This is a genomic window from Thioalkalivibrio halophilus (assembly GCF_001995255.1).
Classification (GTDB): Bacteria; Pseudomonadota; Gammaproteobacteria; order Ectothiorhodospirales; family Ectothiorhodospiraceae; genus Thioalkalivibrio; species Thioalkalivibrio halophilus.
Genome location: NZ_MUZR01000014.1, coordinates 17,630 through 43,306, shown reverse-complemented (window position 1 = coordinate 43,306; position 25,677 = coordinate 17,630). Strand labels below are relative to the sequence as shown.

Sequence of the window (25,677 nt, the reverse complement as noted above, 5' to 3'; positions counted from 1 at the left end):
TCAGCCCCGCCAGGCTTCGAGAAATTCAAGGTGGTGCTCCGCCGGGCTGGCGGCCAGGTAATCCGCCAGCTGGTCCTGGCGGGACTTCAGCGCGTCGTCGGTCAGGTGGCCCCGCATGTGCTCGAAGCGCAGCCACACGAGGTAGGTATTGAGCACGTCGTGCTCCACGTAGTCGTGGATCTCGCCGGCGCGTCCGTCGCGCCATGCCGGCCAGACCATGGAGCCGTCCATGCCCAGCTTGCCGGGGAAACCCAGCAGGCTGGCCATGGTGTCCAGACCGGTCACCGCGCGGCCCTGGAAACCCGCGAGCACATCCATCAGGTCGACATGGCGCCAGTGGAAGCGCGACAGGTAATTGTTGTAGCGGAACTCGCGGTCGTCGTCGCCCTGCTCCCAGTACCGCGGCGCCTGCACACCATTGACCAGCGCGCGGTAGTGCAGCACCGGCAGGTCGAAGCCACTGCCGTTCCAGCTCACCAGCGTGGGCGTGCGCTGGTCGATCACGCCGAAGAACTGGCGCAGCAGTTCGGCCTCGTCCGGCGTGTGCCCGTCCTCGCCGTCGCGGCCGAAGGCCGACAGCTTGAGCGCTTCCCCGCCCTGGTACAGCACCCCGATGGATACGATGCGATGCAGCGGATGGCGCAGGAATTCCGAGCCGGTCTGCGCTCGGCGCATCGCGAACAGCGCATCCGCGACCTCCCGGTCGGTCAGGCCATCAAAATCGTACAGCCGGCGCGCGCCCTCGATATCGGGCACCGTTTCCAGGTCAAAAACCAGTACGGGAGCGGACATGCCAGCCTCAGTCGGGGTAGACGCCGGTGGAAATGTAGCGGTCGCCGCGATCGCAGATAATGGCCACGAAGGTCCCGCCTTCGACCTCTGCGGCGAGCCTCAGGGTGGCTGCCACCGCGCCGCCGGACGACACCCCGGCAAAGATGCCTTCCTCTGCCGCCAGCCGGCGCATGGTGGTCTCCGCTTCCTCCTGGGTCACGTCCACGGTGCGATCCACCCGCGCGGCCTCGAAGATCGTCGGCAGATAGGCCTCGGGCCAGCGCCGGATCCCCGGTATGGAAGCCCCCTCTCCCGGCTGCACGCCGACGATCTCGATCTCCGGATTGCGCTCCTTCAGGTACCGCGAGACCCCCATGATGGTCCCGGTGGTGCCCATGGAGGACACGAAATGGCTGATCGTGCCCTCGGTGTCGCGCCAGATCTCCGGCCCCGTGCCCTGATAGTGGGCATCGGGATTGTCGGGATTGCCGAACTGGTTGAGCAGGAAGCCTTCTCCCGCGTCCGCCATGCCCTGAGCGAGATCACGCGCCCCTTCCATGCTTTCCTCGCGCGTGACCAGCTTGAGCTCGGCGCCATAGGCCTTCATCGACGCCCGCCGTTCGGCCGACATGTTGTCCGGCATGATCAGGATCATGCGATAGCCCTTGATCGCGGCCGCCATCGCCAGCGCAATGCCGGTATTGCCGGAGGTGGCCTCGATCAGCGTGTCGCCGGGACGGATGTCACCGCGCTGTTCCGCCGCCCGGATCATGTTCACCGCCGGGCGGTCCTTGACCGAACCGGCGGGATTGTTGCCCTCGAGCTTGACCAGCACGGTCGACGGCAGATCCGCGGCCAGACGCTGCAGGCGCACCAGCGGCGTGTTACCGACGAAATCCTCGAGCGTCGGAAAGGAATCGGGATGCAGTCGTTTCATGGCCGCAGAGTATAACGACTCGCGCAGGCTTTGCGGGTCCGCGGGCACGACGAATGCGACGTGAACCCCGTCAACAAAAAGGCCCCGGAGCTCGGCTCCGGGGCCCGAATGGCGCGAACGCCCCGCCCGTTTACATGAACAGGCAGATGTCGGAATCACCGGCGAACTCGAAGAACGCCGCCGCCCCCGCGTATTCCACGCCATCAATGAAGTGACTGGTGTCCATTTCGAACAGATCCACCGTCATCTGGCAGGCGATCATCCGCACTTCGGCCTCCTGGCACAGATCGCGCAGATCCTCCAGATCAGAGACGCCCTTCGCCTTCATCTTCTTCTTCATCATCACGGTCATCATCTTCTGCATCCCCGGCAGGGCCTGCACAAGAACCGGCATGGGCATCGGCATCGGCATGCCCGGATTGCCCAGCGAGGTCACCTGAAGATCCAGCTTTTTCTCCAGCAGCTTCAGCCCGTAGAAAGTAAAGAAGATCTCGCACTCATAGCCCAGGGCCGCTGCAGTCGAGGCCAGGATGAACGGGGGATACCCCCAGTCCAGGCTGCCCTTGGTCGCGATGATGGCCATTTTCTTCTGTTCGTCGCTCATTGAGTTTTCCTCCTGTTGTTATACGTGGCAGAGCCGGATGGCGCCCCCTGCACCACCCGGCTCCGAATGGCGTGATTCGCGGATACTTCAGTGTCCGGCGTTGTGACGCGCTCGTCGCCAGTCCCGAACCAGGGCGCAACCCGCGCAAACGCCCAGGGCGGCAAGACTGGCCCAGACGGAAATCGGCACCAGAATCATCGCCAGCCCAAACATGACCCACGCCAGTACGGTCATTGCTCTCCTCCTTCGGTGCAGCCGGCCCTGGGCCGTCCCGCGACCGCTTTGCTTTTTTTCGACAGCAGGCAGGCACCAACCAGAGCAGCCGGAAGCCTACCGCGTTCCGTTGCTCCCTGCATCACTGACCTCGGCCGAACCTTCCTGATCCGGTCCGGATTCCGGCGCCGGCCGCCGTTCGGCCGCCTCCGCCGGACGGTGGACGTCCGCCGCGGACGCCCGGCCACTGCCGGGATCCACGGGACGTGCGTCCACGAACTGATTGTTGAGCTTCTGGATATAGGCCTCTGCCTGATCGCGGAGACCATGCAGACGCGCCAGACGCCGCCGCCCGAGTCCGCGCGGCGAGCGCGCGAATAGCGAACGCATCGGACGGGTGCTCTTGAGGAAGGCCTCCTGCCAGTTCCCCGCCGCCGATTCCTTCGGCAGTTCGCGCGCGATTCGCCGCGCCAGCCAGCGCCGGTTGAAGAAATGGATCCCGCCCAGAGCCACCACCAGCAGGATCACGCCCGCCGAGGTCCAGACCGGGTTATCCAGCAGAGTTCCCCACACCCGCCCGTCGATCCACGGACGGATGCCGTCGGTCGCCTGATACCCGATCACCGCGAGCACCGCCACGAGCACCCCCATCATGCCCGCGTCGAACTGCAGCACCCGACGACGCCAGCGGTCGAGGCTGCGCTTGATCGCCGGCAGCACATCCATCTCGATGGACTCGGCAATCGCCTGCAATGCTCCAATAATGCGATAGGACCGCGACGAACTGATCTCCCGGATTTTCTTGTGGATCTCCTCGCGGTCGTGCGCGGATTTCTCCTCGTAGCGTTCCCGCACCTGCGGGTCCCCGATCTCCACCGCACCGCTTTCGTTGTAGATGCAGTAGAAACGCCCGGTTGCATTCCCCTGGCGCACCACCGCGCGCTGCCAGGCCGCGACGACTTCCTCGAGGTTGTCCTCGCGCCAGGTCGTGTCGATCTGGTTCAGGATAAAGACCAGCTTGGTGAAGTCGTTGCGCTCGGCCACCCGGTTGACCAGGTGTTCCAGGGTGTCGCGCATGGCGCCGGGTTCGGGGTGCCGTGCATCGAAGAACACCAGCACCAGATCCGACAGATCGATGATGTGGTCGGTCAGCTGCAGGATGGTGGTGCGTTGCTCGTCGGCATCGAAGCCGGGCGAGTCGATCAGAATGCGGCCCCGCAGCTGCTCCGCGCGCGCGGTCTTCATGGCCAGGAAATGATCCACCGTGCGCCCGCCGCCATCGGTGATGCGTTCGATCTCGTCGGACACCCGATAGAACGGGAAGCGCGGATCACCGTCGAGCGCCAGGCCCGGGAGCTCCTGCACCCGTTCGCTGCCGCCATAGGAGATCACGGTGAACTTGTCGTCCACCGCCTGACTGCCGCTGCGCTGCACGGTTTCACCCACGAACTCGTTGATGAACGTGGACTTGCCCGAGGAAAAGGTCCCCAGGACCGAGATCATCGGCCACCACGAAATGGTGAAGGCGTAGGACTCTTCTTCCGGATCCAGCAGGCCCGAGGCATATCCGACCCGATCCAGTTCCCGGAACGGATTGACCACGCCCTCGAGGACCGGGTTTTCCTCCGCCAGACGGTCACTCAGGAGCTTGAGCTGCTTGCGGACGCGGCTGCCAGGTCGATTGAACATTCCGATCTCCGTATTGGTTCGGGCCCGGGGCAGACCGCGCACACGACTAGCGCGGCGCCGACGGCGGACGGTATGGGCCGCCCGACCCCGGATAGGGACCGCCCTGCCCCGAGAGTGGGTTGAACATGTTCATCATACCCATGGGACCGCCCACATTGCGATTCAGGCTCCACATGTCGCGCTGCATGCCGATCACGGACCCGGCCATCACCTCGGTATCCCGGGTCATCGACCCGATGTCCGTGCTCATGCGGCCGGTGTCCTCGCTGATGGACGCAACGCTCTGCTCCATCTCGGCCGTGGACCCCGCAATATCCACCATGCGGCCCTCCATCGCCTCCATGTGGCGCACAATCGCCGACATGTCGCGGTCCACCACCCGGGTCATCGAGGAGATCTCCTCGGTCAGCTGTGACACGTCCCGGGTCAGGCTGGTGATCAACCAGAAACCGTACACCGCCAGCACAACGAATGCGACCAGGGAAGCATAGACGATCAGTTCGAGCCGCCGGGCCCGTCGTTGCGCATCGTCCGCCTCGTCCTTGACCTCGTAATACTGACTGTCGCCGTCAGCTGGCCTGTCTTTCGCACCCATCGTTCCTCCGGTCGGTGACTACAGCACACGTGATGTGGAGGGTGCCGCAAACCTCAGCGGAACCGTTCCAGGTGGTCCACCCCTTGCGGATGATGCCGGGCATAGATCGGACGCAGTGGGGCCATCATCGCCCGGCGTTCGCCCTCCGGAAGCTTCTCCAGCGCCCGGTCCCAGCTGCCCATGGCGGCTTCAACGTCGCCGGTGGCGTGTTGCAGATTGCCCAGTTCCCCGAGGATGTCCGCCCGTTCCCGGCTTTCGTACGCCTGCGTCTCCAGCCCGTCTTCGAGAATGTTCATCGCGGCTGCGGCGCCCTCGCGCCAGTACGTCTCCCGCGCTTCGGTCAACAGCGCCTCGACCTCCACCGGCTCCTCCGCGGCTTCTTCCCTGGCGGCTTCTTCCCTGGCGGCTTCTTCCCTGGCGGCTTCTTCCCGGGCGGCTTCTTCCCGGGCGGCTTCTTCCCGAGCGGCTTCCTGCCGAGCGGCTTCCTCCCGAGCAGCCTCTTCCCTGGCGGCTTCTTCGTCCCAGGCAGGGGGCTCTTCCTCGAGCACGACGCCGGAATCCGCGGGCGGATCTTCCGGTTCGGCCGGCGCCAGCCAGTCACGGGCGGACCAGGCGATCAACCAGAGGACGATCACGATCAGCACCCAGTAGCGATTGATGAAACCGTGGCGCGGCTTGTCTTCACCTGATCCCATTTGTCACCTCGTTTCCTGGAGGGGATAGCCCCTTTTTATCCGAAAATTGCCCGGGCCAGTCGATCCAGCTCCTCCGCCGCCTTGCCGGATGGCTCCAGCTCGTTCACCGCGAGACCCTCGCTGAACGACCGACGGAAGGCCGTGCGCTGCTTCAGCCGAGGGCGCAGAAAACGGATACCCTCGATCTGCTGCAGGGCCTCCGCAGTCTCCTCGGTCTCGCGCACGAACTGGTGCGTGTCGGCGCGATTGATGAATACCTCGATGCCGGGGCCTGTGTCGCGATCGGTCCGACGCCCCTGGATCTCGCGCACGAAACGGTGAGTGGACCAGACGTCGGCCTGACTGGGCGGCACCGGGATCAGCACCCGGTCCGCGGCGGCGACCGCCTGCATCAGGGTGTCCATGGCGGAGGGCCCGACGTCCACCAGCCAGTGATCGAAATCCCCCTGCCGACCCAGCGCGACGTCGGCATCGGTCGTGGCGGGGAGCGCGGGGCTGTACCCCTCCTCCTGCCGCACTTCCAGGACATCGCCGAGAGTCCCCTGCGGATCCAGGTCCACGGCCTGCACGCGGTGCCCTTTCGCGAGCAGCCAGAGCGCGAGATTGAAAGCGACGGTGCTCTTGCCCGTTCCACCCTTCAGGTTGGCCACCACGGTCAGCATTGCGGCTCCCGGATCCATTGAATTCGAAAACGGGCTGCCCGGCGAACCGGGCAGCCGATCATGCACGGGCGAGCCCGTGCGAGCAGATCACTGCTCTTGCTGCTGCTGCGGCATGCCCTGCTGCGGCATGCCCTGCTGCGGGCCATAGCCGTACCCGGGGCCGTAACCGTAGCCCGGATGGCCATAGTAGCCGGGACCGTAGCCCTGACCACGACCATAGCCGTAGCCGTCACCACGCCCGTGACCGTAGCCGTGACCATGACCGCGACCGCGGGCGGAGAAATCGAAATCGCCCATCATGTCGCCCATCATGTCGCCCATGTTGTGGCCGCGGCCGTAACCCGGACCGCCAAAGAACGGCATGCCACCGTAGCCGGGGCCATAGCCATAACCGGGACCGTACGGAGCCCCGTAGCCCGGGCCGCCATACCCCGGGCCGCCCCACTGCGCGGAAGCCATCATCGGGGCAGCGGCCAGACCGGCCATGGATGCCGCAAGAACGGCTGCTTTCAGAAACTTGCTCATAGTGTTACCTCCTCCTCTCGGAGACATGCCCTCCCATTTCTGCCACCGATGCGCGGAGGGCGGTCACGCACCGGCCCCTGCCCGAAGGCAGGTGATTCAGGGCCCCGAAAAGGGTCCCCATGAACCCGGGCCGCCGAAGAACGGGAATCCATATCCTGACATGCCCGGTTCACTTGCCCCCGGTCCCCGGTGGCCGCCATACGGATACGGACCGGACCCGTAACCGTAGGGCGACATCCCGGGACCCGGGCGTGCTTCACCTGCGGGAACGCGCGAGCGGTCCTCGCGTCCCCGCCGCGCCGGATCGTAGTCCGGCGGAGGGAACGATCCAGCCGACCGGGGTTCGCTCCGGGTGAAGCCTCCCGGCTCTCCCGCATCGGCCGCGGATGGCGGTCCGGCATGCCACGGGTTGTGACGTTCCCGGGCCTCGGCAGCCGCAGCGGCCACCATCAGCCCGACCGTCACCAGGGCCACCAGCAGGACGCTCCGCCCCGCTGTTGCTCCCCGCTGCATGCCGTCACCTCCGAACGCCATTCGCCTCGCTCCCATGCGTCACCCGGTGCTCAGTAGTCCCCCGAGTCGCGACGCTCTTCCATCTGCTCCATGCGCATCTCGCGCTGGCGTTCCATCTCTTCCATGTAGGCCTGGCGACCCTTCTTCATGGCTTCCATTCGGGCCTCGCGCATGGCTTCCATTTCCTCGATGCGTTCCTGCCGCTCGGCCTGCATGCGCTCGATACGCTCGCGCATCTCTTCCGGCATGTCCTCCGGCAGATCTTCGGGATCAAATTCCGGCATCTGGCCGTAGCCTCCGGGACCCTGCATACCGGGACCATAACCGGGACCGTACGCGGGACCGTGCATCATGCCGGGGCCATGACCCTGCTGCGGACCATAGCCGGCACCATGGCCCGGGCCGTATCCATACCGCGGGCCATAACCATGTCCCGGGCCGTAACCCTGACCGTAGCCCTGGCCATATCCCTGACCGCGGCCCTGGCCATATCCCTGACCGCGGCCCTGGCCGTAGCCCTGCCCGTGGCTGCGCCCGGACATGCCGAAGCTGAAGTCACCGGAGGCATCGCGACGCTGCATCATCTCGCCGCCCTGATGCCCGCCCATGCCCTGTCCATACGGACCCGGCTGGCCCCAGGGACCGGGAACCGGAGCATGCTGGCCCATCGGCTGACCCTGAGCGCCCGGGTTCCCTTCTTCCGCCTGGGCCGCGCCCAGCACGGACATCGAGACCACTGCGGCGCCGGCCATGGCCAGACCGAGCATGCGTGCATTAAATCGCTTCTTCATCATTAACCTCCTTGAGGTTCTTTCAGTGATTGCTCATTTCAGCCGAATACCCCGGCGTCGGCGGCCACCCGAATGGCGTGCACCGGGGCCCGCCCCCGAGGAAGACGGTTCTTTTCCGTCTTCCCCGGGTTCCGACTTCTGTTCCGTGGTGGTGGAATCGTGATCCTGCGGAGTCTCCGTCCCGGCGCTCTCCGATCCGTCGGAACGGGTATCCCTGCCGGATTTCCGGGGCTCGGCCGTACCCCCCTCCTTCGATCCATGGCCCTCGTCCGGCGCGGATTCGGCGTTCGCACCCGCGTCCGCTCCACGGCCGGAGGGGCCGTCCGAGGCCCCCGACGCGGGGGGACCCGGCGCAGGACCGGACGACGGGGCTGGAGAAGGCCCGGAGCCCGAGCCGGAACCGCCGGATCTCGGGCCACCGCCCGGCCCCGGCCCCGGCCCCGGGCGCGCCCCGAAACGGCCGCGCAGAAGCTTCAACAAGGCGAGGAAAAGATCGCGCATGCCCTCGACGAAGGCGGCGGCCAGGCAGCGCAGATACAACCCGAGATACTGGACTGCGCGTGTGACCGGTCCGCCCTCGGCCGGGCCGAAGGGATTGTCGTCACGGCCGGTCCCGGCACTGCCACTCGTCGGGGTAGCACAGCCGGAGCCGTTGGTGCCGTCGCCGTCTTCCAGCGAGGCGGGACAGAACGCGCGCCGCCCGGAGATACAGCCCAGCGGGATAACGACCAGGGTCAGCAGCGTGGCCACGATGGTCCCGAACATCAGCGAGATCGCCATGCCCTGGAAAATGGGGTCGAACAGGATGACGCTGGAACCGGCGAGCAGCGCGAACGCGGTGATGATGATGGGCCGCGTGCGCGCCTGACAGGCGAGGATCATCGCCTCGCGGACGTCATGTCCCTGATCCACCGCCTGGCGACCGAAATCGACCAGCAATATGGAATTGCGCACGATGATCCCTGCGAGAGCGATGAACCCGATCATCGAGGTCGCGGTGAATTCGGCGTTGAACAGCCAGTGGCCCGGGATGATCCCGATCAGGGTCAGCGGGATCGGGGCCATGATGATGCCCGGCAGCACGAAGTTCCCGAACTCCCAGACCACAAGCATGTAGATGAGAATCAGGGCGATGGCGAACGCGATGCCCATGTCGCGGAAGGTCTCGTAGGTAACCGTCCATTCGCCGGCCCATTCGAACGCCGTGGAACCGTCGTTCGGCGGCGGTCCCAGCCAGTGCGGCTGCACCCGACTGCCGTCGGGAAGCTCGTAATCGGCGAGTTGTTCCTGCACCTCGAGCATCCCGTAGACCGGCGCCGCCAGACGCCCCACCACTTCGCCGGTGACATACTCCACCGGCCTCAGGTTCTTGTGATAGATGGGTTCGTCCTGCGGGCGCTCGACGAACCGACCCAGCTCGCCCAGGCTGACTGTCCCGCCATGCTGCGAGGCCACCGGCAGCTGTTCCAGACGCCCGATATCGGAGCGCGTGGGGCGTGGCAGGCGCAGCTCGATCAGGTGCGGCTCCACCAGCGAACGCGCCTTGATGTCGCCCAGGACCCGGCCACCGATCGCGGTCTCCAGCGTCTGGTTCACGGTCTCCACGGTGACACCGCGGCGCAGGGCCTTGTCGCGGTCCACGTCGAAATGCCAGACGTCGTGCGGGGCCTGCAGGAAGCTGTCGACGTCCGCCACGTGTTCGGCCCCACGGAACATTCCTTCCAGGTCGCGCGCGACCTGACGCCGGGTATCGGCATCCGGGCCATACACCTCGGCGACCACCGACTGCAGGACCGGGGGCCCCGGCGGCATCTCCACCACTTCGATGCGGGCGCCGGCTTCGCGGGCCAGCGGTGTCAGACGCTCACGGGCCTCGGTGGCGATCTCGTGGCTGGAGCGCGCACGATCGCCCTTGTCCACCAGCTGAACCTGGATATCGCCCAGCCAGGGGTCCTGGCGCAGGTAGTAATGACGCACCAGACCATTGAAATTGAACGGCGCCGCAGTGCCGACATATGCCTGCAGCCCGGTCACTTCCTCGAACTCCCGCAGCTCGGACACCATCGCTTCGCTGAGCGAGGCGGTCTCGGTCAGCGCCGTGCCCTCGGGGAAATTGATCATCACCTGGAATTCGGGCTTGTTGTCCAGCGGCAGCATCTTCACCCGGACATCCGTGGTGTAGAACAGGCTGGCCATCAGGAAGAACACCACCACGATACCGGCCAGGAAGGCGTAGCCCCGGGCGGGATTGTCCGCCAGCCCGGGGATCACCCGGCGGAAGAACGTACCCAGCCGCTCGGCCTGCCGGTGTTCCTTTTCGGTGGCCTTCTCCAGGTAGGCCATGCTCGGGCGCAGCCGCTGGGTCAGCCAGGGGGTGAACACGAAGGCCGCGACCAGCGAGAACAGCATGGCGACCGACCCCAGAACCGGGATCGGCTGCATGTAGGGACCCATCATCCCGGACACGAAGCCCATGGGCAGCAGTGCAGCGATCACGGTAAAGGTCGCGAGGATCGTCGGGTTGCCCACCTCGCGTACCGCATCCACGTTGGTTTCGGCATCCAGGCCGCGCTTCATCAGCCAGCGGCGGTAGATGTTCTCCACCACGACGATGGCATCGTCCACGAGGATCCCGATCGCGAAGATCAGCGCGAACAGACTCACCCGGTCGATGGTGTAGTCGAGCAGCCACGCGCTGAACACGGTGAACAGGATCACAACCGGAATCACGATCAGCACCACCAGTGCCGCGCGCAGCCCCAGGAACAGCGCCACCAGCAGGGTCACCGCGAAGGTCGCGACAAACAGCTTGAAGATCAGCTCGTTGACCTTTTCGTTGGCCGTCTTGCCGTAGTCGCGCGAGATCTCGACGCCCACGTTGTCGGGGATGGCGGAGCCTTTCAGGCGCTCCAGGCGTTCGAGCACGCCATTGGCGACCGTGACCCCGTTACTGCCGGGCTTCTTGGCGATCGCGAGGGTCACGGCGGACGCACCCTCCGGTGCGGCATCGGGTGCCTCGGCGGCCGGGCCGGAATAGTGACGCACGAAGCGATCCACCTCCCCCGGGCCATAGCTCACGTCGGCCACGTCGCGCAGATACACCGGGCGACCGTCTTCCACCGAGATCAGCAGGCGTTCGACATCCTCGGCACTGGTCAGGAACGAACCGGTGTGCACCGACATGTGCCGTCCACCCGCCTCGATCGCGCCCGCGCCGCGTTCGGAATTGGCCTGACGCACCGCACCCGCGATCTGATCCAGGGTGACCCCGTAACCTTCCAGCCGTTCCGGCCGCACCTCGATGCGCAGTTTTTCCTCGCGGCCACTGACCACGAAGCTCTGCGCGGTGTCGGGTACCTCGTTGAGTTGCTGCTGCGCGTCCAGGGCGATCTGGCGCAGCATCGCGTCATCGACCTCGTGCGACCAGAAGGTCAGCGTCACCACCGGCACGTCATCCGCACCCTTGGGCTTGACCATCGGTTCGCTGACCCCCGGAGGCATCAGATCGCGGTTCGACATCAGCCGGTCGTGCACCTTGACCACCGAGGATTCCATTTCCTCGCCGACGTCGAACTGGACGGTAACCATCGCCTCGCCTCGCTGCGAGACCGAGTAGACGTTATCGACACCCGAGAGCTCGCTCATCAGACGTTCCAGCGGCCGCGCGGCCAGACTGGCCACCTGCTCCGACGGTACGCCCGGATACTCCACCATGATGTCGACCATCGGGACCGAGATCTGCGGGTCTTCCTGGCGTGGCGTGACGACCAGGCCGAGGATGCCGATCGCGATGCTGGCCAGCAGCAGCAGCGGCGACAGCGGCGAATGGACGAAGGCGCGGGCCATGCGCCCGGCGATGCCGGGATCGGTCGCGTGATCGCCGGGCCGTTCCTGGTTGCGAGGTTCCTGGTCGCTCATGTCTGGCGCGAACGTCCTGTCATTGTTCGATTTCGAAGCGCATCAATGGCGGCCGCCGGGGTGCCGCAGCACCCGCGCCCCGGGCTCCAGCCCCGAGGTCACGACCACGCCGCCATCACGCGACGCCCCCAGCCGGACCATGCGGATGCGCACCTCGTCATCGGCATCCAGCACGGCCACGCGCGGCAGGGCCCCGCCCGGGATGATCGCGCTCTCCGGGATCACCACCCGGTCTTCGCGCGTCACTTCGCCCGGCAGATGCACCTCGGCGTACATGCCCGGGCCGCCGCGGACCTCCTGCGGCAGATCGAACTTCACGGTCACGGTATGGCGTTGCGGGTCGGCCAGCGGGAAGATCCGCGAGACCCGGGCGCTGACTTCTTCGGCATGCCCGTCGAGCGTCACCGGAACGATGTCGCCCACGTCCAGCTGACGCACCAGGCGAACCGGCACGGCCGCCTCCACCCGCAGATAATCCAGGTGCCCGAAGGTGACCAGAGGATGCCCGGGCTGAACGGTATCGCCCTGTTCCACGTGCTTGTGCATGATCACCCCGTCAAACGGAGCACGGGAGCGGGTGTCCTCCAGCGCGACGTCGAGCTCCTCGACGCGGGCCCGGGCCTGCTCCCAGCGCGCCCGGGCCTGATCGACGCCGATGTGGCGGGAAAAGAGATCCGTAGTGCGGTCCAGGGTCGGGTCACCGAATCCCATGAACTGCCCCATGTTGCGCGTGAACATCTGGTCGAACATCGACGGCATGCCCATGCCCGGCATCTGCCCGATGTCCTGTGAGCGCGGGGAAATGACCTCGCGGTCGTACTGCATGCGTGCTTCGCGGATCGCCGCCTCGGTGGTGCGCATCTCGGCGAGCGCCGCCTGGCGTTGGGCCTGCAGGCGATCGTCGGAGATCGCGACCAGTTCTTCTTCCGCTTCGAAGCGGTCGCCCTCGACCCCTTCGACCGCGATCACCCGGCCACCCGACTGCGCCCGCAGGGTCACTTCACTGAACGGGATCACCGTGCCGCTGACGGTATGGCGCTCCGCGGCGAGCGGCTGAGCAACATGGACCCCGGTATTGTCCGGACTCGTGGTTCCCGGGCTCTGGGCCGGCGTCCAGGCGGTCTGCGCCCCGGCCGTACCAACCAGGGCGACCATGCACAGCATCAGGCTGGCCGTTCGCATCAGCGTCATTCGCACCTCCCCCCCGACAGCGTGCCTGTTCCGTTGGTCTTGTTTCGTTGTAGAGAAAAGCACGCCCCGATACAAGCAATAGAAATGCCAATATTAGAATATTATTGAATTTCAGATATTTGTCTTCGTGAAAAAAACACCACACACTCAGGGTGTTGCAACACGCGCTACCCGGGAATTCGAATATAAGCATCTGTTACTTCGTAAATTTTTTTGTTGCAACAGCGGTGGCGGCGTTGCAACGCCGCTGCCATACTCCGGGTGAGTTTCCCGGAGAGGAAGGCGATGAAAATGAATCGTGGGGAGGGGCTGCCGGACGCGTTCCGTTCGGCCGATCCGGACTGCCATCACCAGATGGTCTTCGCCCGCCGGGCGGCGGGCAGCGACATTCGCATGCTGCTGCTGGGCGAGTCGGGAACCGGCAAGACCCGCCTGGCCCGGGGCATCCATGAATGGAGCCCGCGGGCCGCCGGACCCTTCGTCGAAGTCAACTGCGCGGCCATCCCCGACGAGCTGCTGGAATCGGAGCTGTTCGGCCATGTGCGCGGGGCCTTTTCCGGCGCGGTGAGCGATCGCGAGGGTCGTTTCGAATCGGCCCACGGCGGCACCCTGTTCCTCGACGAAATCGGTGAACTGCCGCTGCGTCTGCAGGCCAAGCTGTTGCGCGCGGTGCAGGATGGCCAGTTCGAACGCGTGGGCGAGAACACCACGCGGCAGGTGGACGTACGCATCCTTTCCGCCTCCAATCAGGACCTCCAGGCCCGCGTGGATGCGGGACAGTTCCGCGCCGACCTGTTCTACCGCCTGGCTGTCGCCACGGTGGAGCTGCCGCCCCTGCGGACCCGGCCGCGTGATCTGGCCGCTACCCTCGACCGCTTCATCGAGGAACACGCGCTGAAGCTGGCGCCGGCGTTAAGGCGCAAACTGGAAGCCCACCCCTGGCCCGGCAATTTCCGCGAGCTGGAGAACGTGTTCGCCTGCCTCCAGCTGCACGCGGTGAACGGTCACGTGGAGGATTTCCCCCTGCCCGAAGGCCGGCCTCCCGGGACCGTTTCACCACCGGCGGAGGCCGCCGCCCCGGCAACGGCTTTTCCGGAGGCGTCCCCCACGGACGCGGCCCCGCAGGTATCCCCGAGGGAGTCCGAAGAGGCGCGGCGCCTGCGTCAGGCCCTTGCCGCTCACAATGGCAACCGCTCGCGGGCCGCGCGCAGTCTCGGGATCGACCGCACGACCCTGTGGCGCAAGCTGCATCGCTATAACCTGGCCTGAGAAAAAGCATTCCCCGTGCCTGCGGCCCTCGCGCCGCCGATGTTAGGATTGGCCATATCAGGAGACACTGATACCGGTCTCCCGCGGACGGGAACTTCAACCGGTGCACCGTCTCCAAGGCCCGGGCGTCAGGCCCGCGCCCCATCCAGCCCAGGACCCGAGCGAGAACTGCATGTCCCGTGTCATGCCGCGAGTCGGCCGTGCCCTCATCCCCGTACTGATCCTCGCGCTCAGCGTGGCGGGATTCATGATCCTGCGCGCTACCGGTCCCGAGGCGCCCGCACCCGCGGGTGAGGAACGTTCCTGGCCAGTACGGGGGTTCGTCGCCGAACCGGGCACCCATCGGCCTTCCGTCATGCTCTACGGACGCAGCGCATCGGCCAGCGATGCGACCCTGCGGGCCGCCGTTCAGGGGGACGTGGGAACGGTTTCCGCCCGCATCGGACAGCATGTGGAGCAAGGCGACCTCCTGGTCCGGATCGACCCGGCCGACGCCCGCCTCGCCCTGCGCCAGGCCGAAGCGGAGGTGCGTGAACTTGAGGGGGCCCTCGAGAGCGAGGAACTCCGGGCGCGTTACGACCGCGAGGCCCTGATCCGCGAACGTGAAATGCGGGACATTGCCCGACGCGGCCTCGACCGGGCCCGCAACCTGCGTGAGCGGGACATGGGCTCCGACAGAGATGTCGACGATGCCCGCGAACGTCTCGAACAGGCCGAACTTACAGTACAGAACCGGGAAGAAGCGATCGCGGATGCCCCCATGCGCATCGCCGGCGCCGAGGCGCGGCTGGATCGCGCCCGGGCCGCGGTCGAACAGGCCGAACTGGACCTGGAACGCACCGAGATCCGCGCCCCGTTCGATGCCCGCGTGACCGCCGTCCGGACCTCCCCGGGCGAACGCGCCCGGGTGGGCGACGAACTGGTGCGCCTGTTCGACGTGGACGACGTGGAGATCCGGGCCGGACTTCCCGTGTCGCTGGAGCCGCGGCTGGAGGCGCTGCTGGCGGAGGGGAGAACGCTGGAAGCCTCGGCCCGCAACGGCGGCCGCCAGATCACCAGCGAACTGGTCCGCATCGAAGGCGAAACCCGGCCTGGCGCCAGCGCTTCGCACGGCGTGTTTGCGATCCGCGAAGGCGGGCGCTCGCTGGGTCTGAACCGCTTCCTTGAACTGGACCTGCGCCTGCCCGAGGAAGACGACAGCCTGGCCGTTCCGTTCGAGGCCCTGTACGGGCGCGACACCATGTTCCGCGTAATCGACGGCCGCCTGCAGTCCCTGAAGGTTGAACGTCTGGGCGAATACCGCAGCGAGGCCGGGGACACCCTGGCGCTGGTCCGCAATCCGGACCTGTCGGCCGGCGACGTCCTGATCGCCACCCGCCTGCCCAATGCGGTGGATGGCCTGCGCGTAGAGGTCGAGGACGACGAGGACCTCCCCACCGCGGCCGAAGCCGTGCGCGAAGGCGACCCGGACCTCCAGCCGCAGGACGCCGGCGATGAGTGAAACCAGCGCACCCATGCCGGGTGGCGCCGCGGCCGGGGGCGATGCGGAGGGCGCGGCCGGTCGCGGTCCGATCCGGCTGTTCCTGGAACACCGCCTGGCCGCCAACCTGCTGATCGCGCTGATGCTGCTGGCGGGCGCCTATGCCCTGAACCAGCTGAACTCGCAGTTCTTCCCCGATTTTGATCTCGACATCATCACGGTCCAGGTCGTGTGGTCGGGCGCTGCCGCCGAAGACGTGGAACAGTCGATCACCGACCCGCTGGAGCAGGACCTGCGCACGGTCGACGACCTGCGCGAAATGACCTCCACCTCCGCGCTGGGGGTGGCGACCATCACCCTGGAGTTCGAACCCGGCGCGGACATGTCGCACGCGCTGGAACAGGTCAACGACCGGGTCGATCAGCAGCGTAACCTGCCGGCGGATGCCGAGACCCCGATCGTCAATCAGGTGATCAACTACGAACCGGTCTCGCGCCTGCTGATCACCGGCCCCGACGACCCGGAACAGCTGCGGACCCTGGCCCGGCAATACGAACGCGAGCTGCTGGACGCCGGCATCGCGCGGGTCGAATTCACCGGCCTCACGGAAGACGAGATGGCCATCCAGGTGCCGGCCTTCAATCTCTACCGCCTGGACATGACCCTGGCCGACATCGGCGCCGCGATCGCCGGCATGAGCCGCGACATGCCCGCCGGCTCGGTCGGACGCGACGACACCGCCCGACAGCTGCGCAGCCTGGAGCAGGCACGCGACATCGTGTCCTTCGAACGCCTGGTGCTGCAGGGCGACCCCGAACGCGGTCGGGTGCTGCTGGGCGACATCGCCGACATCGACCTGCGCCCCCGGGACGGCGAGGTGCGTGTCCGCTCGCAGGGTACGCGGGCCATCGAGATGCAGCTGATGCGCAGCGAGACCGGCGACGCCCTGGAATCCGCGCGCATCCTCGAACAGTGGCTGGAGCGCACCCGGCCCGCCCTGCCCCCGGGTGTCGAGCTGCAGGAAACCGATGCGTTCTGGGAGCTGCTGTCCGAGCGCATCACCCTGCTGCTGAAAAACGGTGCCGGGGGACTCCTGCTGGTGCTCGGGATCCTGTTCCTGTTCCTGAACCGCCACATCGCCCTGCGCGTCGCCCTCGGCATCCCGATCGCCTTCACCGCCGCATTCGTGGTGTTGTGGCTGGTGGGTGGCTCGATCAACATGATGTCGCTGTTCGGCTTCATCATGTCGCTGGGGATCATCGTCGACAACGCCATCGTCGTCTCCGAGCACGCCTACAGCCTGCATCAGAGGGGCCTGTCGGCCAGTCGGGCGGCACGTCAGGGTGCTCAGCGCATGGTCGGTCCGGTCGTCGCCGCGTCACTGACCACCGTCGCGGCCTTCATGCCACTGATGCTGATCGGCGGGATCATCGGCAACATCCTGTTCGACATCCCGCTGGTGGTGATCTGCGTGATCGTGGCCACCCTGCTGATCGCGTTCCTGATCCTTCCGGCCCATCTCAAGGGCGTGATGGATCGCCTCGAGGAACCGCCGGCCGGCAGCCTGCGGGCGCGCTTCGACCGGGGGTTCGAGAACCTGCGCAACGGCCCGTTCCGCCGTGCCGTCACGCACGCCGTGGACCACTCCGGGGTCACCCTCGCCCTGGCGGTGGGGGCGGTGATCCTGGCCATCGGCCTGGCGGCATCCGGACGCATCGGCTTCACCTTCTTCCCCTCGCCCGAGGGCACGGTCGTCAACGCGGGCGTGAACTTCGTGGCCGGCACCCCGCCGGAACGGGTCGAAGAGTTCCTCATCCACGTCGAACAGGCGCTGGAGGAAACCGACGAGGAACTCGGCGGCGGCCTGGTGCGTGCCTCGGTGACCCGGCTCGGACGCGGCATCGACCCCGGCGACGGCAACGCCCCGCAGGGCGACCAGTTCGGCAACATCCAGGTCGAGCTGATCTCGCCGGAGGCCCGCGAGGTGCGCAACCGGGCGTTCATCCAGGCATGGCGGGACAACGTCCGCGAGGCCCCCGGCATCGAGACCTTTTCTATTGACGAGCGTCAGGCCGGCCCGCCCGGGCGCGATCTCGAAGTGCGTCTGACCGGCGATGACCCGCATATCCTCAAGGACGCGGCACTGGACGTGGCCGATCTGTTCGACGAGTTCCCGGGCACCTTCGCCACCCAGGACGACACCCCGTTCGGCCGCGAGCAGCTGACCTTCCGCATCCTGCCGGAAGGCCGCGCCCTCGGACTGACCACGGAGCAGATCGGCGCGCAGCTGCGCGACGCCTACGACGGCCATCTGGCGCAGATCTATCAGGATGGCCTGGAGGAGGTCGAGGTACGCGTGCGTCTGCCCGACGACGAACGCCACGCGACGGAAAGCCTGGACCGCCTGCAGATCCGCCTGCCGGACGGCGAGCTGACCCCGCTGGAGAACGTGGCGGAACTCGCATCCCGTCCCGGCTTCGAGACCCTGCGGCATGCCGATACCCGCCTCGCGATCGAGGTATCCACCGAAGTCGACCGCTCGGTGAACAATGCCGCGCGCATCCGCGCCGCGCTGGAAGACGGTCCGCTGGACGCGGTCGCCGAGCGCCACGGGGTGGACTGGTCCTTCGAGGGCCGCGCGGCGGATCAGGAGGAGACGTTTGCCGACATGCGCACGGGCCTGGTGCTGGCGCTGGGCCTGATGTACATCATCCTCGCCTGGGTCTTCGCCTCCTGGGGCTGGCCGCTGATCGTGATGGCCATCATCCCGTTCGGGATCCTCGGGGCCCTGCTGGGCCACTGGATCCTCGGGGTGGAGCTGACCGTGCTGTCGATGTTCGGCCTGTTCGGCCTGACCGGGATCGTGGTCAACAACTCCATCATCCTGGTCAGCTTCTACCAGGGATTGCGGGAGAGCGGTCTGGCCCTGCGCGAGGCGATCATCGAGGCCTCCTGCCAGCGCCTGCGCGCGGTCATCCTGACCTCGGTCACCACCATCGCGGGCCTCACCCCGCTGCTGTTCGAGCGCTCGGTGCAGGCGCAGTTCCTGATCCCGATGGCGATCTCGATCGTGTTTGGGCTGGCAGTGGCCACGGTGCTGGTACTGTTCGTGATCCCGGCGCTGCTGCGCCTGTACGAGGGGGCATTCGATCGCGGCGCCACGTCCACCCACCACGCGAGCTGACCGCAGCCCCGCGGAAGGGGGGGGCACGGGGCGGCGGGGCGCGTCGGGGTCAGGCGTCGCCGCCGCGCCGACGCAGGCGGATGGGGGCGTAGGGTTCGCTCTGCCCCCACTCCACCAGCCCCGCCTTGGCCAGCTCGAGGATGGCGAGGAACGACACCACCACGCCCTGGCGGCCCTCGGCCCGTTCCAGCAGGCCGACGAAGTCGGTGAAGGTCTCGCTGTCCAGCTCGTGCAGCAGCCGGGTCATGCGCTCGCGCACCGACAGCTGTTCGGTCGCCACGTGGTGGTGGGCGTTCAGGCTGGCACGCCGCATCACCCCGGCGAGCGCATCCATCAAGGCATCCAGCGACGGCGCCGGGGGCGGCGGGCCTTCCAGTGCGTCGGTCGCGGCGCCGGCGGCGAAGAAATCCCGCTCCATGCGCGGCAGTGCGTCCAGGCGTTCGGCCGCGGTCTTGAACTGCTCGTATTCCTGCAGCTGACGGATCAGCGCCATGCGCGGGTCGCCGGCGTCTTCCTCGCCCGACTCCGCCGGGCGTGGCAGCAGCATGCGCGACTTGATCTCGGCCAGCAGTGCCGCCATCACCAGGTATTCGCCCGCCAGCTCCAGGCGCAGGGCACGCATCACCTCGATGTAGGCCATGTACTGGCGCGTGATCTCGGCGATGGGGATCGCCAGGATGTCGAGGTTCTGCCGGCGGATCAGGTACAGCAGCAGGTCCAGCGGCCCCTCGAAGGAATCGAGGAACACTTCCAGCGCATCCGGAGGGATGTACAGGTCCTCGGGCAGCTCCGCGACCGGTTCGCCGTGAACCCGCCAGACGTGCTCGCCCTCCCCGGCGGCGGCCGGATCAACGGGGTCGACGCTGGCGTCTTCGGCGTGTTCGCTCACCGGCTCTACCGCAGGTAGTCCAGCCCCATCGCGCGCCGGACCTCCTCCAGGGTCTCGCGCGCCTCTTCGCGCGCGGCCTCCGAGCCCTCGACCATGATCGAGCGCACCAGCCCGGGATCACTGGCGTATTCGCGCGCGCGCTGCTGGATCGGCTCCAGCTCCTCCTGGATGCCCGCGATCAGGGGCTTCTTGCAGTCCAGACAGCCGATCCCGGCGGTGGTGCAACCCTCGTAGAGCTCGCCCCGCTTTTCCTCGCCGGTGTAGACCTGATGCAGCTCCCACACCGGGCATTTTTCCGGCGTCCCCGGATCGGTGCGGCGCACCCGCGCCGGATCGGTGGGCATGGTCCGGATCTGGCTTTCCACCTCCTGCGGCTCGGACCGCAGGCTGATGGTGTTGCCATAGCTCTTGGACATCTTGCGCCCGTCGAGCCCGGGCATCTTCGCGGTGGGCGTCAGCTTCGGATGCGGCTCGGGCAGGATGATCTTGCCCCCGCCCTCGAGATAGCCGAACAGCCGTTCGCGGTCCTTCAGCGAGATGTTCTGCTGGGATTCCAGCATCGCCCGGGCGACCTCCAGGGCCTCGTCCTCGCCCTGCTCCTGGAAGCGCTTGCGCAGATCGCGGTAGCGCTTGGCTGCCTTCTTGCCCATCTTGTCCACGGCCTGCTCGGCCTTTTCGGCAAACCCGGGTTCGCGCCCGTACAGATGGTTGAAGCGCCGCGCCAGCTCGCGCGTGACCTCCAGGTGCGAGACCTGATCCTCGCCCACCGGCACCATGCCGGCGCGATAGGCCAGCACGTCGGCACTCTGCAGCACCGGATAGCCAAGAAACCCGTAGGTCGCCAGATCCTTCTCGCGCAGCTGTTCCTGCTGGTCCTTCCAGGTCGGCACCCGCTCCAGCCAGCCCAGCGGGGTGATCATGGACAGCAGCAGATGCAGCTCGGCATGTTCCGGCACGCGCGACTGCACGAACAGGGTGGCCGATCCCGGACTCACCCCCGCGGCCAGCCAGTCGATCACCATCTCGGTCACGTATTGCTGCAGGTCGCCCGGGTCCTCGTAGTGCGTGGTCAGCGCATGCCAGTCGGCAACGAAGAAAAAGCACTCGTAGTTGTGCTGCAGCTCGATCCAGTTCTTCAGGACCCCGTGATAATGCCCGAGGTGCAGGCGCCCGGTGGGCCGCATCCCCGAGATGACACGCTGGTTCGTCCCCTGATTGGTGGTCACGGTCGCGATCCTTCCTGATGGTTGACTGATGAGACTGAGGTGGTCGGTGTCAGAACATGCCGCCGGCGGCGGCGAACAGCAGGCCCAGGGCGCTGGCCGTACGATCCCGGTCGTTGACGTGGATGCGGCCGTCCCGCATCGCCAGAGTCCCGCTCAGGATCTCGCCGTCCCGTTCCAGCCAGGCATCCGCCTCGGCCGCGGCCAGAACCCGATTGAACGGTTGCGGGTCGGCCAGCCCGACCAGCGACTCGGGCCATTGCAGCCCGACCGCGGCCTGCATGTCCAGCGCGATCGCTTCCACCGGGCGCATGCGGAAGCCGTCGGGCGTCCCGGAAAAGACCAGGTTGCCCTCCAGCTCCAGCCGACGCTCCGGCTCGTCGTTCATGATCGCCCCGAGCGTCACCGCCGGGCTGCGCTCCAGCGACTGGCTCACGGCATCGATCATCGCGGCATGGGTGAGATCGCGGCGTTGCTCGGCCTCCTGGCGCCGGTGCGCCGGGTCACGCAGGGTTCCGGCGAGCTGCTCCACGGCTGCGCGGTCCCAGCGCTCCAGCCCCAGCTGCAGATCCATCGGCCCGCTGTGGCGCACGACACGCTGGGTGCCCCGCGTCACGGTCATCCGGTCGATTTCCAGGCGCGCACGGGAGTCCAGCCGGTCTCCATGGGTGCTCTGGAACGCGTTGATCCGGGCACGTTCCAGAAGCAGACTGCCCTCGCATCCCGGCCCCGTCCATTCCATCCGGTCGGCCGCCACGCCGCCTTCATAATCCGGAAGCACGCCATAGACCCCGTCGGCGTCCGGTTCCAGCGCAAGGACCTGCCGCAGACCTTCGAACACCAGGGTCCCGTCCGCGTGGTCGAGTCGCAGACGCGGGATGGACAGACTCGCCATCGCCTGCTCCTCCGACCACGCGAACTGGCCCAACGCCTCCTCGAATTCCAGCCACAGGGGGCTCTCCGACTCCCGGTCTTCCGCCACGGCGGACCACTGCGCAATATCCAGCCGCGTTCCCTGCACCTGCACGCGCGTCGTCACGCCGCCTCCGAGGCCACTCCGACTTTCCGCTTCCGGTTTCAGCCGCTGCAGCACGGCAGCCAGCGCGGCATGGTCAGCCAGGGCATCGTCGAGGGCCGCGTGATCCAGCCGGGTCTCGACCCTCGCTCCGAGAACCCCGTGCCGAACTTCATGCCGCAAGGGGATCTCGTAGGTCGTCGTACCATCCCTGACGTGCAACGTTCCCTCGGACCGCGCCTCACGATAGCTCCGCTCGTAGATTCCGGGTTCGTGGCGCAGTTCCAGGCCGCCCGCCCCCAGGTCCATCTCGGCGCTGAGGGTGTCTTCCACTTGCCCCCCGACGTACCAGGGCCAGAGTGCGGCCACGGCCAGCAGCACCAGGACCAGGATGATCCATTTACGCATGACTATTCATCCAGGAAGGCCGCGTCGCCAAGCCCGTGACGTACCACTTCGACGCCTTCGCCGGTCAGGTCCAGCACCGTCGTCGCCTCCAGTGTCCCCGCCCCGCCGTCGATGATGGCATCCACGGCGTGCCCCAGCCGTTCCTCGATCTCCCAGACCTCGGTCAGCGGGGTGTCGTCCCCCGGCAGCTGCAGGGTGGCGGACATCAATGGCGTACCGAGTTCCGCCAGCAGCGCGGACACGATGGGGCTGTCCGGCACCCGCAGTCCGATCGTCCGGCGCCTGGGATGCTGCAGCCGCCGCGGGACTTCGCGGGTGGCGGGGAGAATGAAGGTGTAGGGCCCCGGAGTCCGGTTCTTCATCAGCCGAAAGGCACTGTTGTCCACCTTGGCGTACACCCCCAGTTCGGACAGGTCACGGCACAGCAGGGTGAGATGATGGGTCTCGTCCACCTCGCGGATGCGGCGGATGCGATCGGCGCCGGTCTTGTCACCGGGCAGGCACGCCAGCGCATAGCAGGCATCGGTGGGCACGGCGATCACCGCACCTTCCTGCAGCCGGTCGCAGACCTGGCGGATCAGCCGTGGCTGGGGATTCTCGGGGTGGATCGCGAACGTACTCATGGGGAACCGCAGATCGGACAAAGCGCGCAGTGTAGCGCAACTGTGACCCGACCATCACGCCGCACCCGCCCGTGACGTTACAATGTCCGCCTGTCCCCCGACACGGAATGCCGATGCTCTACATGATCCAGGGCCACGATGCCCCCGATTCGCTGGACGCCCGCCTGGCGGCGCGTCCGGAACACCTGGAACGCCTGCAGGCCCTGCGCGATACCGGACGCCTGGTGCTGGCCGGGCCGTGCCCCGCGATCGACAGCCCCGATCCGGGGCCGGCCGGCTTCAGCGCCAGCCTGATCGTCGCCGAATTCCCGTCTCTGGAAGCGGCCCGCGAATGGGCCGATGCCGATCCTTATGTCCGGGCCGGGGTGTATGCCTCGGTGGATGTCCGCCCCTTCAAGCAGGTGTTCTGAATGGCCGCATCAACGTTTCCACTGCCCGCACCCCGCGGCCTGCTCGCGGCCGCCATCCTGGTCGCCGTTACCTCACTCGCCGCCTGCGGCGACGGCCCCCGGGATGACGAACGCAATGGCCACGAAACCGGTGCCGCCACCACCACCGAAGACGCCGAAATCCTCGCACGCATCGATGGCGAACCGATCACCCGGGCCGATGTCTTCACCTATTCCGGGCTGGATGACGCCCCCGGGATGGCCGGCGATGATGGCGTGCTCGACGAGCTGATCAGCCTGCGGCTGCTGCGCCAGGAAGCCGAGCGGCGTGGCCTGCACGAGGAAGAAGAAACGCGCCGGATCCTCGAGATGGTCCGCACCAACTTCCTCGCCTCCGAGATGATGGAACGGATGACGGCCGAGCTGGAACTCACCGAGGACGACCTGCGCGCCGAATACGAACGCCAGGTGGAGCAGATGGCCGCCGAGGAGTACCGCGCCCGCCACATCCTGGTCGAGAGCGAGGAAACCGCCCGGGACCTGCTGGCCGAACTCGAGGACGGGGTGTCGTTTGCCGAGCTGGCGGAAGCGCATTCAACCGACCCCGGCTCCGCCCAACGCGGAGGTGACCTGGGCTGGTTCGAAGCCGGCCGCATGGTGCCGGCCTTCAGCGATGCCGTGCAGCGCCTGGAACCCGGCGAGACGACGACGGATCCGGTGGAAAGCCGCTTCGGCTGGCACCTGATCCGGCTGGAAGAGACGCGCCCGGTCGACCCGCCGCCCATGGAAGACGTGCGGGCCGAACTGATCGAGATCCTGGAAAGCCGCGCGATCCAGGAAGAGATCGAACGCCTGCGCGAAGCCGCCCGGATCGAGATCCCCGAACGCCCGGCGAACTGACCCTGCCCGCGGGGCCGGAATCGGTCCCGCGGCTTCAGGTGAACGGTTTCAGGCGAGGTTGTCGCGGATCGCCTGCGACACGGCGTCCAGCTCCGCGGGCACCCGCGTCGGCTGGACCACGCTCTGACTGATCGCGGTGTCCGGGTCCTTGAGCCCGTTACCGGTGAGCGTGCAGACCACGGTGGACCCCGCCGGGATTCGCCCCGAGCGAATGTCGCGCAGGGCGCCGGCCAGAGAGGCAGCGGAGGCCGGTTCGCAGAACACCCCCTCCTTCTCCGCCAGCAGTTTCTGCGCGGCCAGGATCTCGTCGTCCGCGCATTCGTCGAACCAGCCACCCGATTCCTCGCGCACCTTCCACGCCATGTCCCAGGACTGCGGATGGCCGATGCGGATCGCGGTCGCGACCGTGTCGGGATCGTCCACCATGGCCCCGCGCATGAACGGCGCCGAACCCGAGGCCTGATAGCCCACCATGTGCGGCCGGTTCCCGACCATGCCGCCGCCGGCATACTTGCAGTGCCCCTGGCAGTAGGCGCAGGCGTCGGTCACGTCCTCGCTGCTGCGGGCGGCCATCTCGCTGTAGCCGATCCAGTGCGCGGTGATGTTGCCGGCATTGCCCACCGGCAGGCAGTGATAATCCGGTGCCCGACCCAGCTCCTCGATGATCTCGAACGCCGCAGTCTTCTGGCCCTGCAGACGGTACGGATTGACCGAATTGACCAGGGTCACCGGCGTGTTCGAGGCGACTTCCTTGACCAGGCGCATGCCATCGTCGAAATTCCCGGCGATCTGGATCACCGTTGCCCCGTGCATCATCGCCTGGGCCAGCTTGCCCATCGCGATCTTGCCGTCCGGGATCACCACGAACGCGGTGATCCCCGCGCGGGCGGCATACGCCGCGGCGGCGGCCGAGGTGTTGCCGGTAGAGGCGCAGACGATCGCCCGCGAACCCTCTTCCACGGCGCGGGTGACGGCCATGGTCATGCCCCGGTCCTTGAACGAACCGGTGGGGTTCAGGCCCTCGTACTTGACGTAGATCTCCACCTCGCTGTCCAGCTCGCGCGGGATGTTGTTGAGGCGGATCAGCGGCGTGGCGCCCTCGCCGAGGGAGATCACGCGGGTGTCGTCGTGGACCGGAAGGCGATCGCGGTAACGGTCGATCAGGCCGGTGTAGCGGTGTCCGTGGGCCATGC

The 25,677-nt window shown here is 67.1% G+C and carries 21 protein-coding genes; 5 read left to right on the top strand and 16 right to left on the bottom strand.

The genetic code is table 11. The features are described 5' to 3' along the window. The 11 genes from B1A74_RS05320 to B1A74_RS05265 form a co-directional block, all read right to left on the bottom strand. Positions 1 to 792: a 3'-5' exonuclease gene (locus tag B1A74_RS05320; RefSeq protein WP_018869580.1), complete on the bottom strand. Its 792-nt coding sequence runs from the start codon at positions 790 to 792 to the stop codon at positions 1 to 3. Positions 793 to 799: 7 nt separating this feature from the next. Next, positions 800 to 1,708, bottom strand: coding sequence for a cysteine synthase CysM (gene cysM / locus B1A74_RS05315; RefSeq protein WP_024328954.1), 909 nt, complete (start codon positions 1,706 to 1,708; stop codon positions 800 to 802). 130 nt (positions 1,709 to 1,838) lie between these two features. Further along, positions 1,839 to 2,312 (bottom strand): sulfur carrier protein DsrE2, encoded by a 474-nt coding sequence (gene dsrE2, locus B1A74_RS05310; protein WP_018945885.1) that lies wholly within the window; start codon positions 2,310 to 2,312, stop codon positions 1,839 to 1,841. Positions 2,313 to 2,642: 330 nt separating this feature from the next. Further along, complete coding sequence (locus tag B1A74_RS05305) at positions 2,643 to 4,214, bottom strand: dynamin family protein (protein ID WP_077243992.1); 1,572 nt, start codon at positions 4,212 to 4,214, stop codon at positions 2,643 to 2,645. Positions 4,215 to 4,260: 46 nt separating this feature from the next. Beyond that, positions 4,261 to 4,809: a hypothetical protein gene (locus B1A74_RS05300; protein WP_077243991.1), complete on the bottom strand. Its 549-nt coding sequence runs from the start codon at positions 4,807 to 4,809 to the stop codon at positions 4,261 to 4,263. A 53-nt stretch (positions 4,810 to 4,862) separates the two neighbouring features. Next, positions 4,863 to 5,504: a hypothetical protein gene (locus B1A74_RS05295; RefSeq protein ID WP_077243990.1), complete on the bottom strand. Its 642-nt coding sequence runs from the start codon at positions 5,502 to 5,504 to the stop codon at positions 4,863 to 4,865. Positions 5,505 to 5,539: 35 nt separating this feature from the next. After that, on the bottom strand, positions 5,540 to 6,166 hold the full coding sequence (locus B1A74_RS05290) for a nucleotide-binding protein (protein ID WP_077243989.1): 627 nt from the start codon (positions 6,164 to 6,166) through the stop codon (positions 5,540 to 5,542). Positions 6,167 to 6,253: 87 nt separating this feature from the next. Beyond that, entirely contained in the window at positions 6,254 to 6,691 is a 438-nt protein-coding gene (locus B1A74_RS05285; RefSeq protein ID WP_077243988.1) for a sulfur globule family protein, read from the bottom strand. Between the two features lie 563 nt (positions 6,692 to 7,254). Further along, the gene (locus tag B1A74_RS05275; RefSeq protein WP_077243986.1) at positions 7,255 to 7,995 is read right to left on the bottom strand and encodes a V-type ATP synthase subunit E family protein; all 741 of its coding nucleotides are present in this window, start codon (positions 7,993 to 7,995) and stop codon (positions 7,255 to 7,257) included. Between the two features lie 33 nt (positions 7,996 to 8,028). Beyond that, entirely contained in the window at positions 8,029 to 11,913 is a 3,885-nt protein-coding gene (locus B1A74_RS05270) for an efflux RND transporter permease subunit (protein ID WP_077243985.1), read from the bottom strand. Between the two features lie 42 nt (positions 11,914 to 11,955). Beyond that, positions 11,956 to 13,104 carry an efflux RND transporter periplasmic adaptor subunit gene (locus tag B1A74_RS05265; protein ID WP_077243984.1) on the bottom strand — a complete coding sequence of 383 codons (1,149 nt, stop codon included), beginning with the start codon at positions 13,102 to 13,104 and terminating at the stop codon, positions 11,956 to 11,958. A gap of 285 nt (positions 13,105 to 13,389) precedes the next feature. On the opposite strand from B1A74_RS05265, the gene B1A74_RS05260 reads away from it, so the two are divergent. The 3 genes from B1A74_RS05260 to B1A74_RS05250 all read left to right on the top strand — a co-directional run bounded on the left by B1A74_RS05260 (position 13,390) and on the right by B1A74_RS05250 (position 19,037). Continuing rightward, positions 13,390 to 14,373 (top strand): sigma-54 interaction domain-containing protein, encoded by a 984-nt coding sequence (locus tag B1A74_RS05260; RefSeq protein ID WP_077243983.1) that lies wholly within the window; start codon positions 13,390 to 13,392, stop codon positions 14,371 to 14,373. 184 nt (positions 14,374 to 14,557) lie between these two features. After that, positions 14,558 to 15,874, top strand: coding sequence for an efflux RND transporter periplasmic adaptor subunit (locus B1A74_RS05255; protein WP_077243982.1), 1,317 nt, complete (start codon positions 14,558 to 14,560; stop codon positions 15,872 to 15,874). Beyond that, positions 15,867 to 19,037 carry an efflux RND transporter permease subunit gene (locus B1A74_RS05250; protein ID WP_425274671.1) on the top strand — a complete coding sequence of 1,057 codons (3,171 nt, stop codon included), beginning with the start codon at positions 15,867 to 15,869 and terminating at the stop codon, positions 19,035 to 19,037. Before B1A74_RS05255 ends, B1A74_RS05250 begins: the two co-directional genes overlap by 8 nt. A gap of 49 nt (positions 19,038 to 19,086) precedes the next feature. Here B1A74_RS05250 and B1A74_RS05245 read toward each other — a convergent pair whose 3' ends face one another. Genes B1A74_RS05245 through B1A74_RS05230 form a run of 4 tightly spaced genes read right to left on the bottom strand, consistent with a single transcriptional unit; the run spans position 19,087 to position 23,195 of the window. Then, positions 19,087 to 19,926, bottom strand: coding sequence for a segregation and condensation protein A (locus B1A74_RS05245; protein WP_077243981.1), 840 nt, complete (start codon positions 19,924 to 19,926; stop codon positions 19,087 to 19,089). A 5-nt stretch (positions 19,927 to 19,931) separates the two neighbouring features. Then, the gene (locus B1A74_RS05240; RefSeq protein ID WP_077243980.1) at positions 19,932 to 21,152 is read right to left on the bottom strand and encodes a tryptophan--tRNA ligase; all 1,221 of its coding nucleotides are present in this window, start codon (positions 21,150 to 21,152) and stop codon (positions 19,932 to 19,934) included. A 49-nt stretch (positions 21,153 to 21,201) separates the two neighbouring features. Beyond that, entirely contained in the window at positions 21,202 to 22,572 is a 1,371-nt protein-coding gene (locus tag B1A74_RS05235) for a DUF945 family protein (protein WP_077243979.1), read from the bottom strand. A 2-nt stretch (positions 22,573 to 22,574) separates the two neighbouring features. Then, positions 22,575 to 23,195, bottom strand: a complete 621-nt coding sequence (locus tag B1A74_RS05230; RefSeq protein ID WP_024329776.1) for an L-threonylcarbamoyladenylate synthase — start codon at positions 23,193 to 23,195, stop codon at positions 22,575 to 22,577. A 113-nt stretch (positions 23,196 to 23,308) separates the two neighbouring features. On the opposite strand from B1A74_RS05230, the gene B1A74_RS05225 reads away from it, so the two are divergent. Both B1A74_RS05225 and B1A74_RS05220 read left to right on the top strand, forming a co-directional pair. Further along, on the top strand, positions 23,309 to 23,605 hold the full coding sequence (locus B1A74_RS05225) for a YciI family protein (protein ID WP_018945870.1): 297 nt from the start codon (positions 23,309 to 23,311) through the stop codon (positions 23,603 to 23,605). Continuing rightward, complete coding sequence (locus B1A74_RS05220; protein ID WP_077243978.1) at positions 23,606 to 24,484, top strand: peptidylprolyl isomerase; 879 nt, start codon at positions 23,606 to 23,608, stop codon at positions 24,482 to 24,484. It begins immediately after the preceding gene. A 48-nt stretch (positions 24,485 to 24,532) separates the two neighbouring features. On the opposite strand, the gene thrC is transcribed toward B1A74_RS05220, so the two are convergent. Then, positions 24,533 to 25,675, bottom strand: coding sequence for a threonine synthase (gene thrC, locus B1A74_RS05215; RefSeq protein ID WP_018869600.1), 1,143 nt, complete (start codon positions 25,673 to 25,675; stop codon positions 24,533 to 24,535). Positions 25,676 to 25,677: the final 2 nt, after the last annotated feature.

What these genes read in the sequence shown, in the direction of transcription:
- B1A74_RS05295 (WP_077243990.1), bottom strand. Translation starts at nt 5,504, where the DNA reads ATGGGATCAGGTGAAGACAAGCCGCGCCACGGTTTCATCAATCGCTAC.
- B1A74_RS05285 (WP_077243988.1), bottom strand. Translation starts at nt 6,691, where the DNA reads ATGAGCAAGTTTCTGAAAGCAGCCGTTCTTGCGGCATCCATGGCCGGT.
- B1A74_RS05305 (WP_077243992.1), bottom strand. Translation starts at nt 4,214, where the DNA reads ATGTTCAATCGACCTGGCAGCCGCGTCCGCAAGCAGCTCAAGCTCCTG.
- B1A74_RS05225 (WP_018945870.1), top strand. Translation starts at nt 23,309, where the DNA reads ATGCTCTACATGATCCAGGGCCACGATGCCCCCGATTCGCTGGACGCC.
- B1A74_RS05265 (WP_077243984.1), bottom strand. Translation starts at nt 13,104, where the DNA reads ATGACGCTGATGCGAACGGCCAGCCTGATGCTGTGCATGGTCGCCCTG.
- dsrE2 (WP_018945885.1), bottom strand. Translation starts at nt 2,312, where the DNA reads ATGAGCGACGAACAGAAGAAAATGGCCATCATCGCGACCAAGGGCAGC.
- B1A74_RS05250 (WP_425274671.1), top strand. Translation starts at nt 15,867, where the DNA reads ATGAGTGAAACCAGCGCACCCATGCCGGGTGGCGCCGCGGCCGGGGGC.
- B1A74_RS05260 (WP_077243983.1), top strand. Translation starts at nt 13,390, where the DNA reads ATGAAAATGAATCGTGGGGAGGGGCTGCCGGACGCGTTCCGTTCGGCC.
- B1A74_RS05320 (WP_018869580.1), bottom strand. Translation starts at nt 792, where the DNA reads ATGTCCGCTCCCGTACTGGTTTTTGACCTGGAAACGGTGCCCGATATC.
- thrC (WP_018869600.1), bottom strand. Translation starts at nt 25,675, where the DNA reads ATGGCCCACGGACACCGCTACACCGGCCTGATCGACCGTTACCGCGAT.
- B1A74_RS05290 (WP_077243989.1), bottom strand. Translation starts at nt 6,166, where the DNA reads ATGCTGACCGTGGTGGCCAACCTGAAGGGTGGAACGGGCAAGAGCACC.
- B1A74_RS05275 (WP_077243986.1), bottom strand. Translation starts at nt 7,995, where the DNA reads ATGAAGAAGCGATTTAATGCACGCATGCTCGGTCTGGCCATGGCCGGC.
- B1A74_RS05300 (WP_077243991.1), bottom strand. Translation starts at nt 4,809, where the DNA reads ATGGGTGCGAAAGACAGGCCAGCTGACGGCGACAGTCAGTATTACGAG.
- B1A74_RS05255 (WP_077243982.1), top strand. Translation starts at nt 14,558, where the DNA reads ATGCCGCGAGTCGGCCGTGCCCTCATCCCCGTACTGATCCTCGCGCTC.
- B1A74_RS05230 (WP_024329776.1), bottom strand. Translation starts at nt 23,195, where the DNA reads ATGAGTACGTTCGCGATCCACCCCGAGAATCCCCAGCCACGGCTGATC.
- cysM (WP_024328954.1), bottom strand. Translation starts at nt 1,708, where the DNA reads ATGAAACGACTGCATCCCGATTCCTTTCCGACGCTCGAGGATTTCGTC.
- B1A74_RS05270 (WP_077243985.1), bottom strand. Translation starts at nt 11,913, where the DNA reads ATGAGCGACCAGGAACCTCGCAACCAGGAACGGCCCGGCGATCACGCG.
- B1A74_RS05235 (WP_077243979.1), bottom strand. Translation starts at nt 22,572, where the DNA reads ATGCGTAAATGGATCATCCTGGTCCTGGTGCTGCTGGCCGTGGCCGCA.
- B1A74_RS05220 (WP_077243978.1), top strand. Translation starts at nt 23,606, where the DNA reads ATGGCCGCATCAACGTTTCCACTGCCCGCACCCCGCGGCCTGCTCGCG.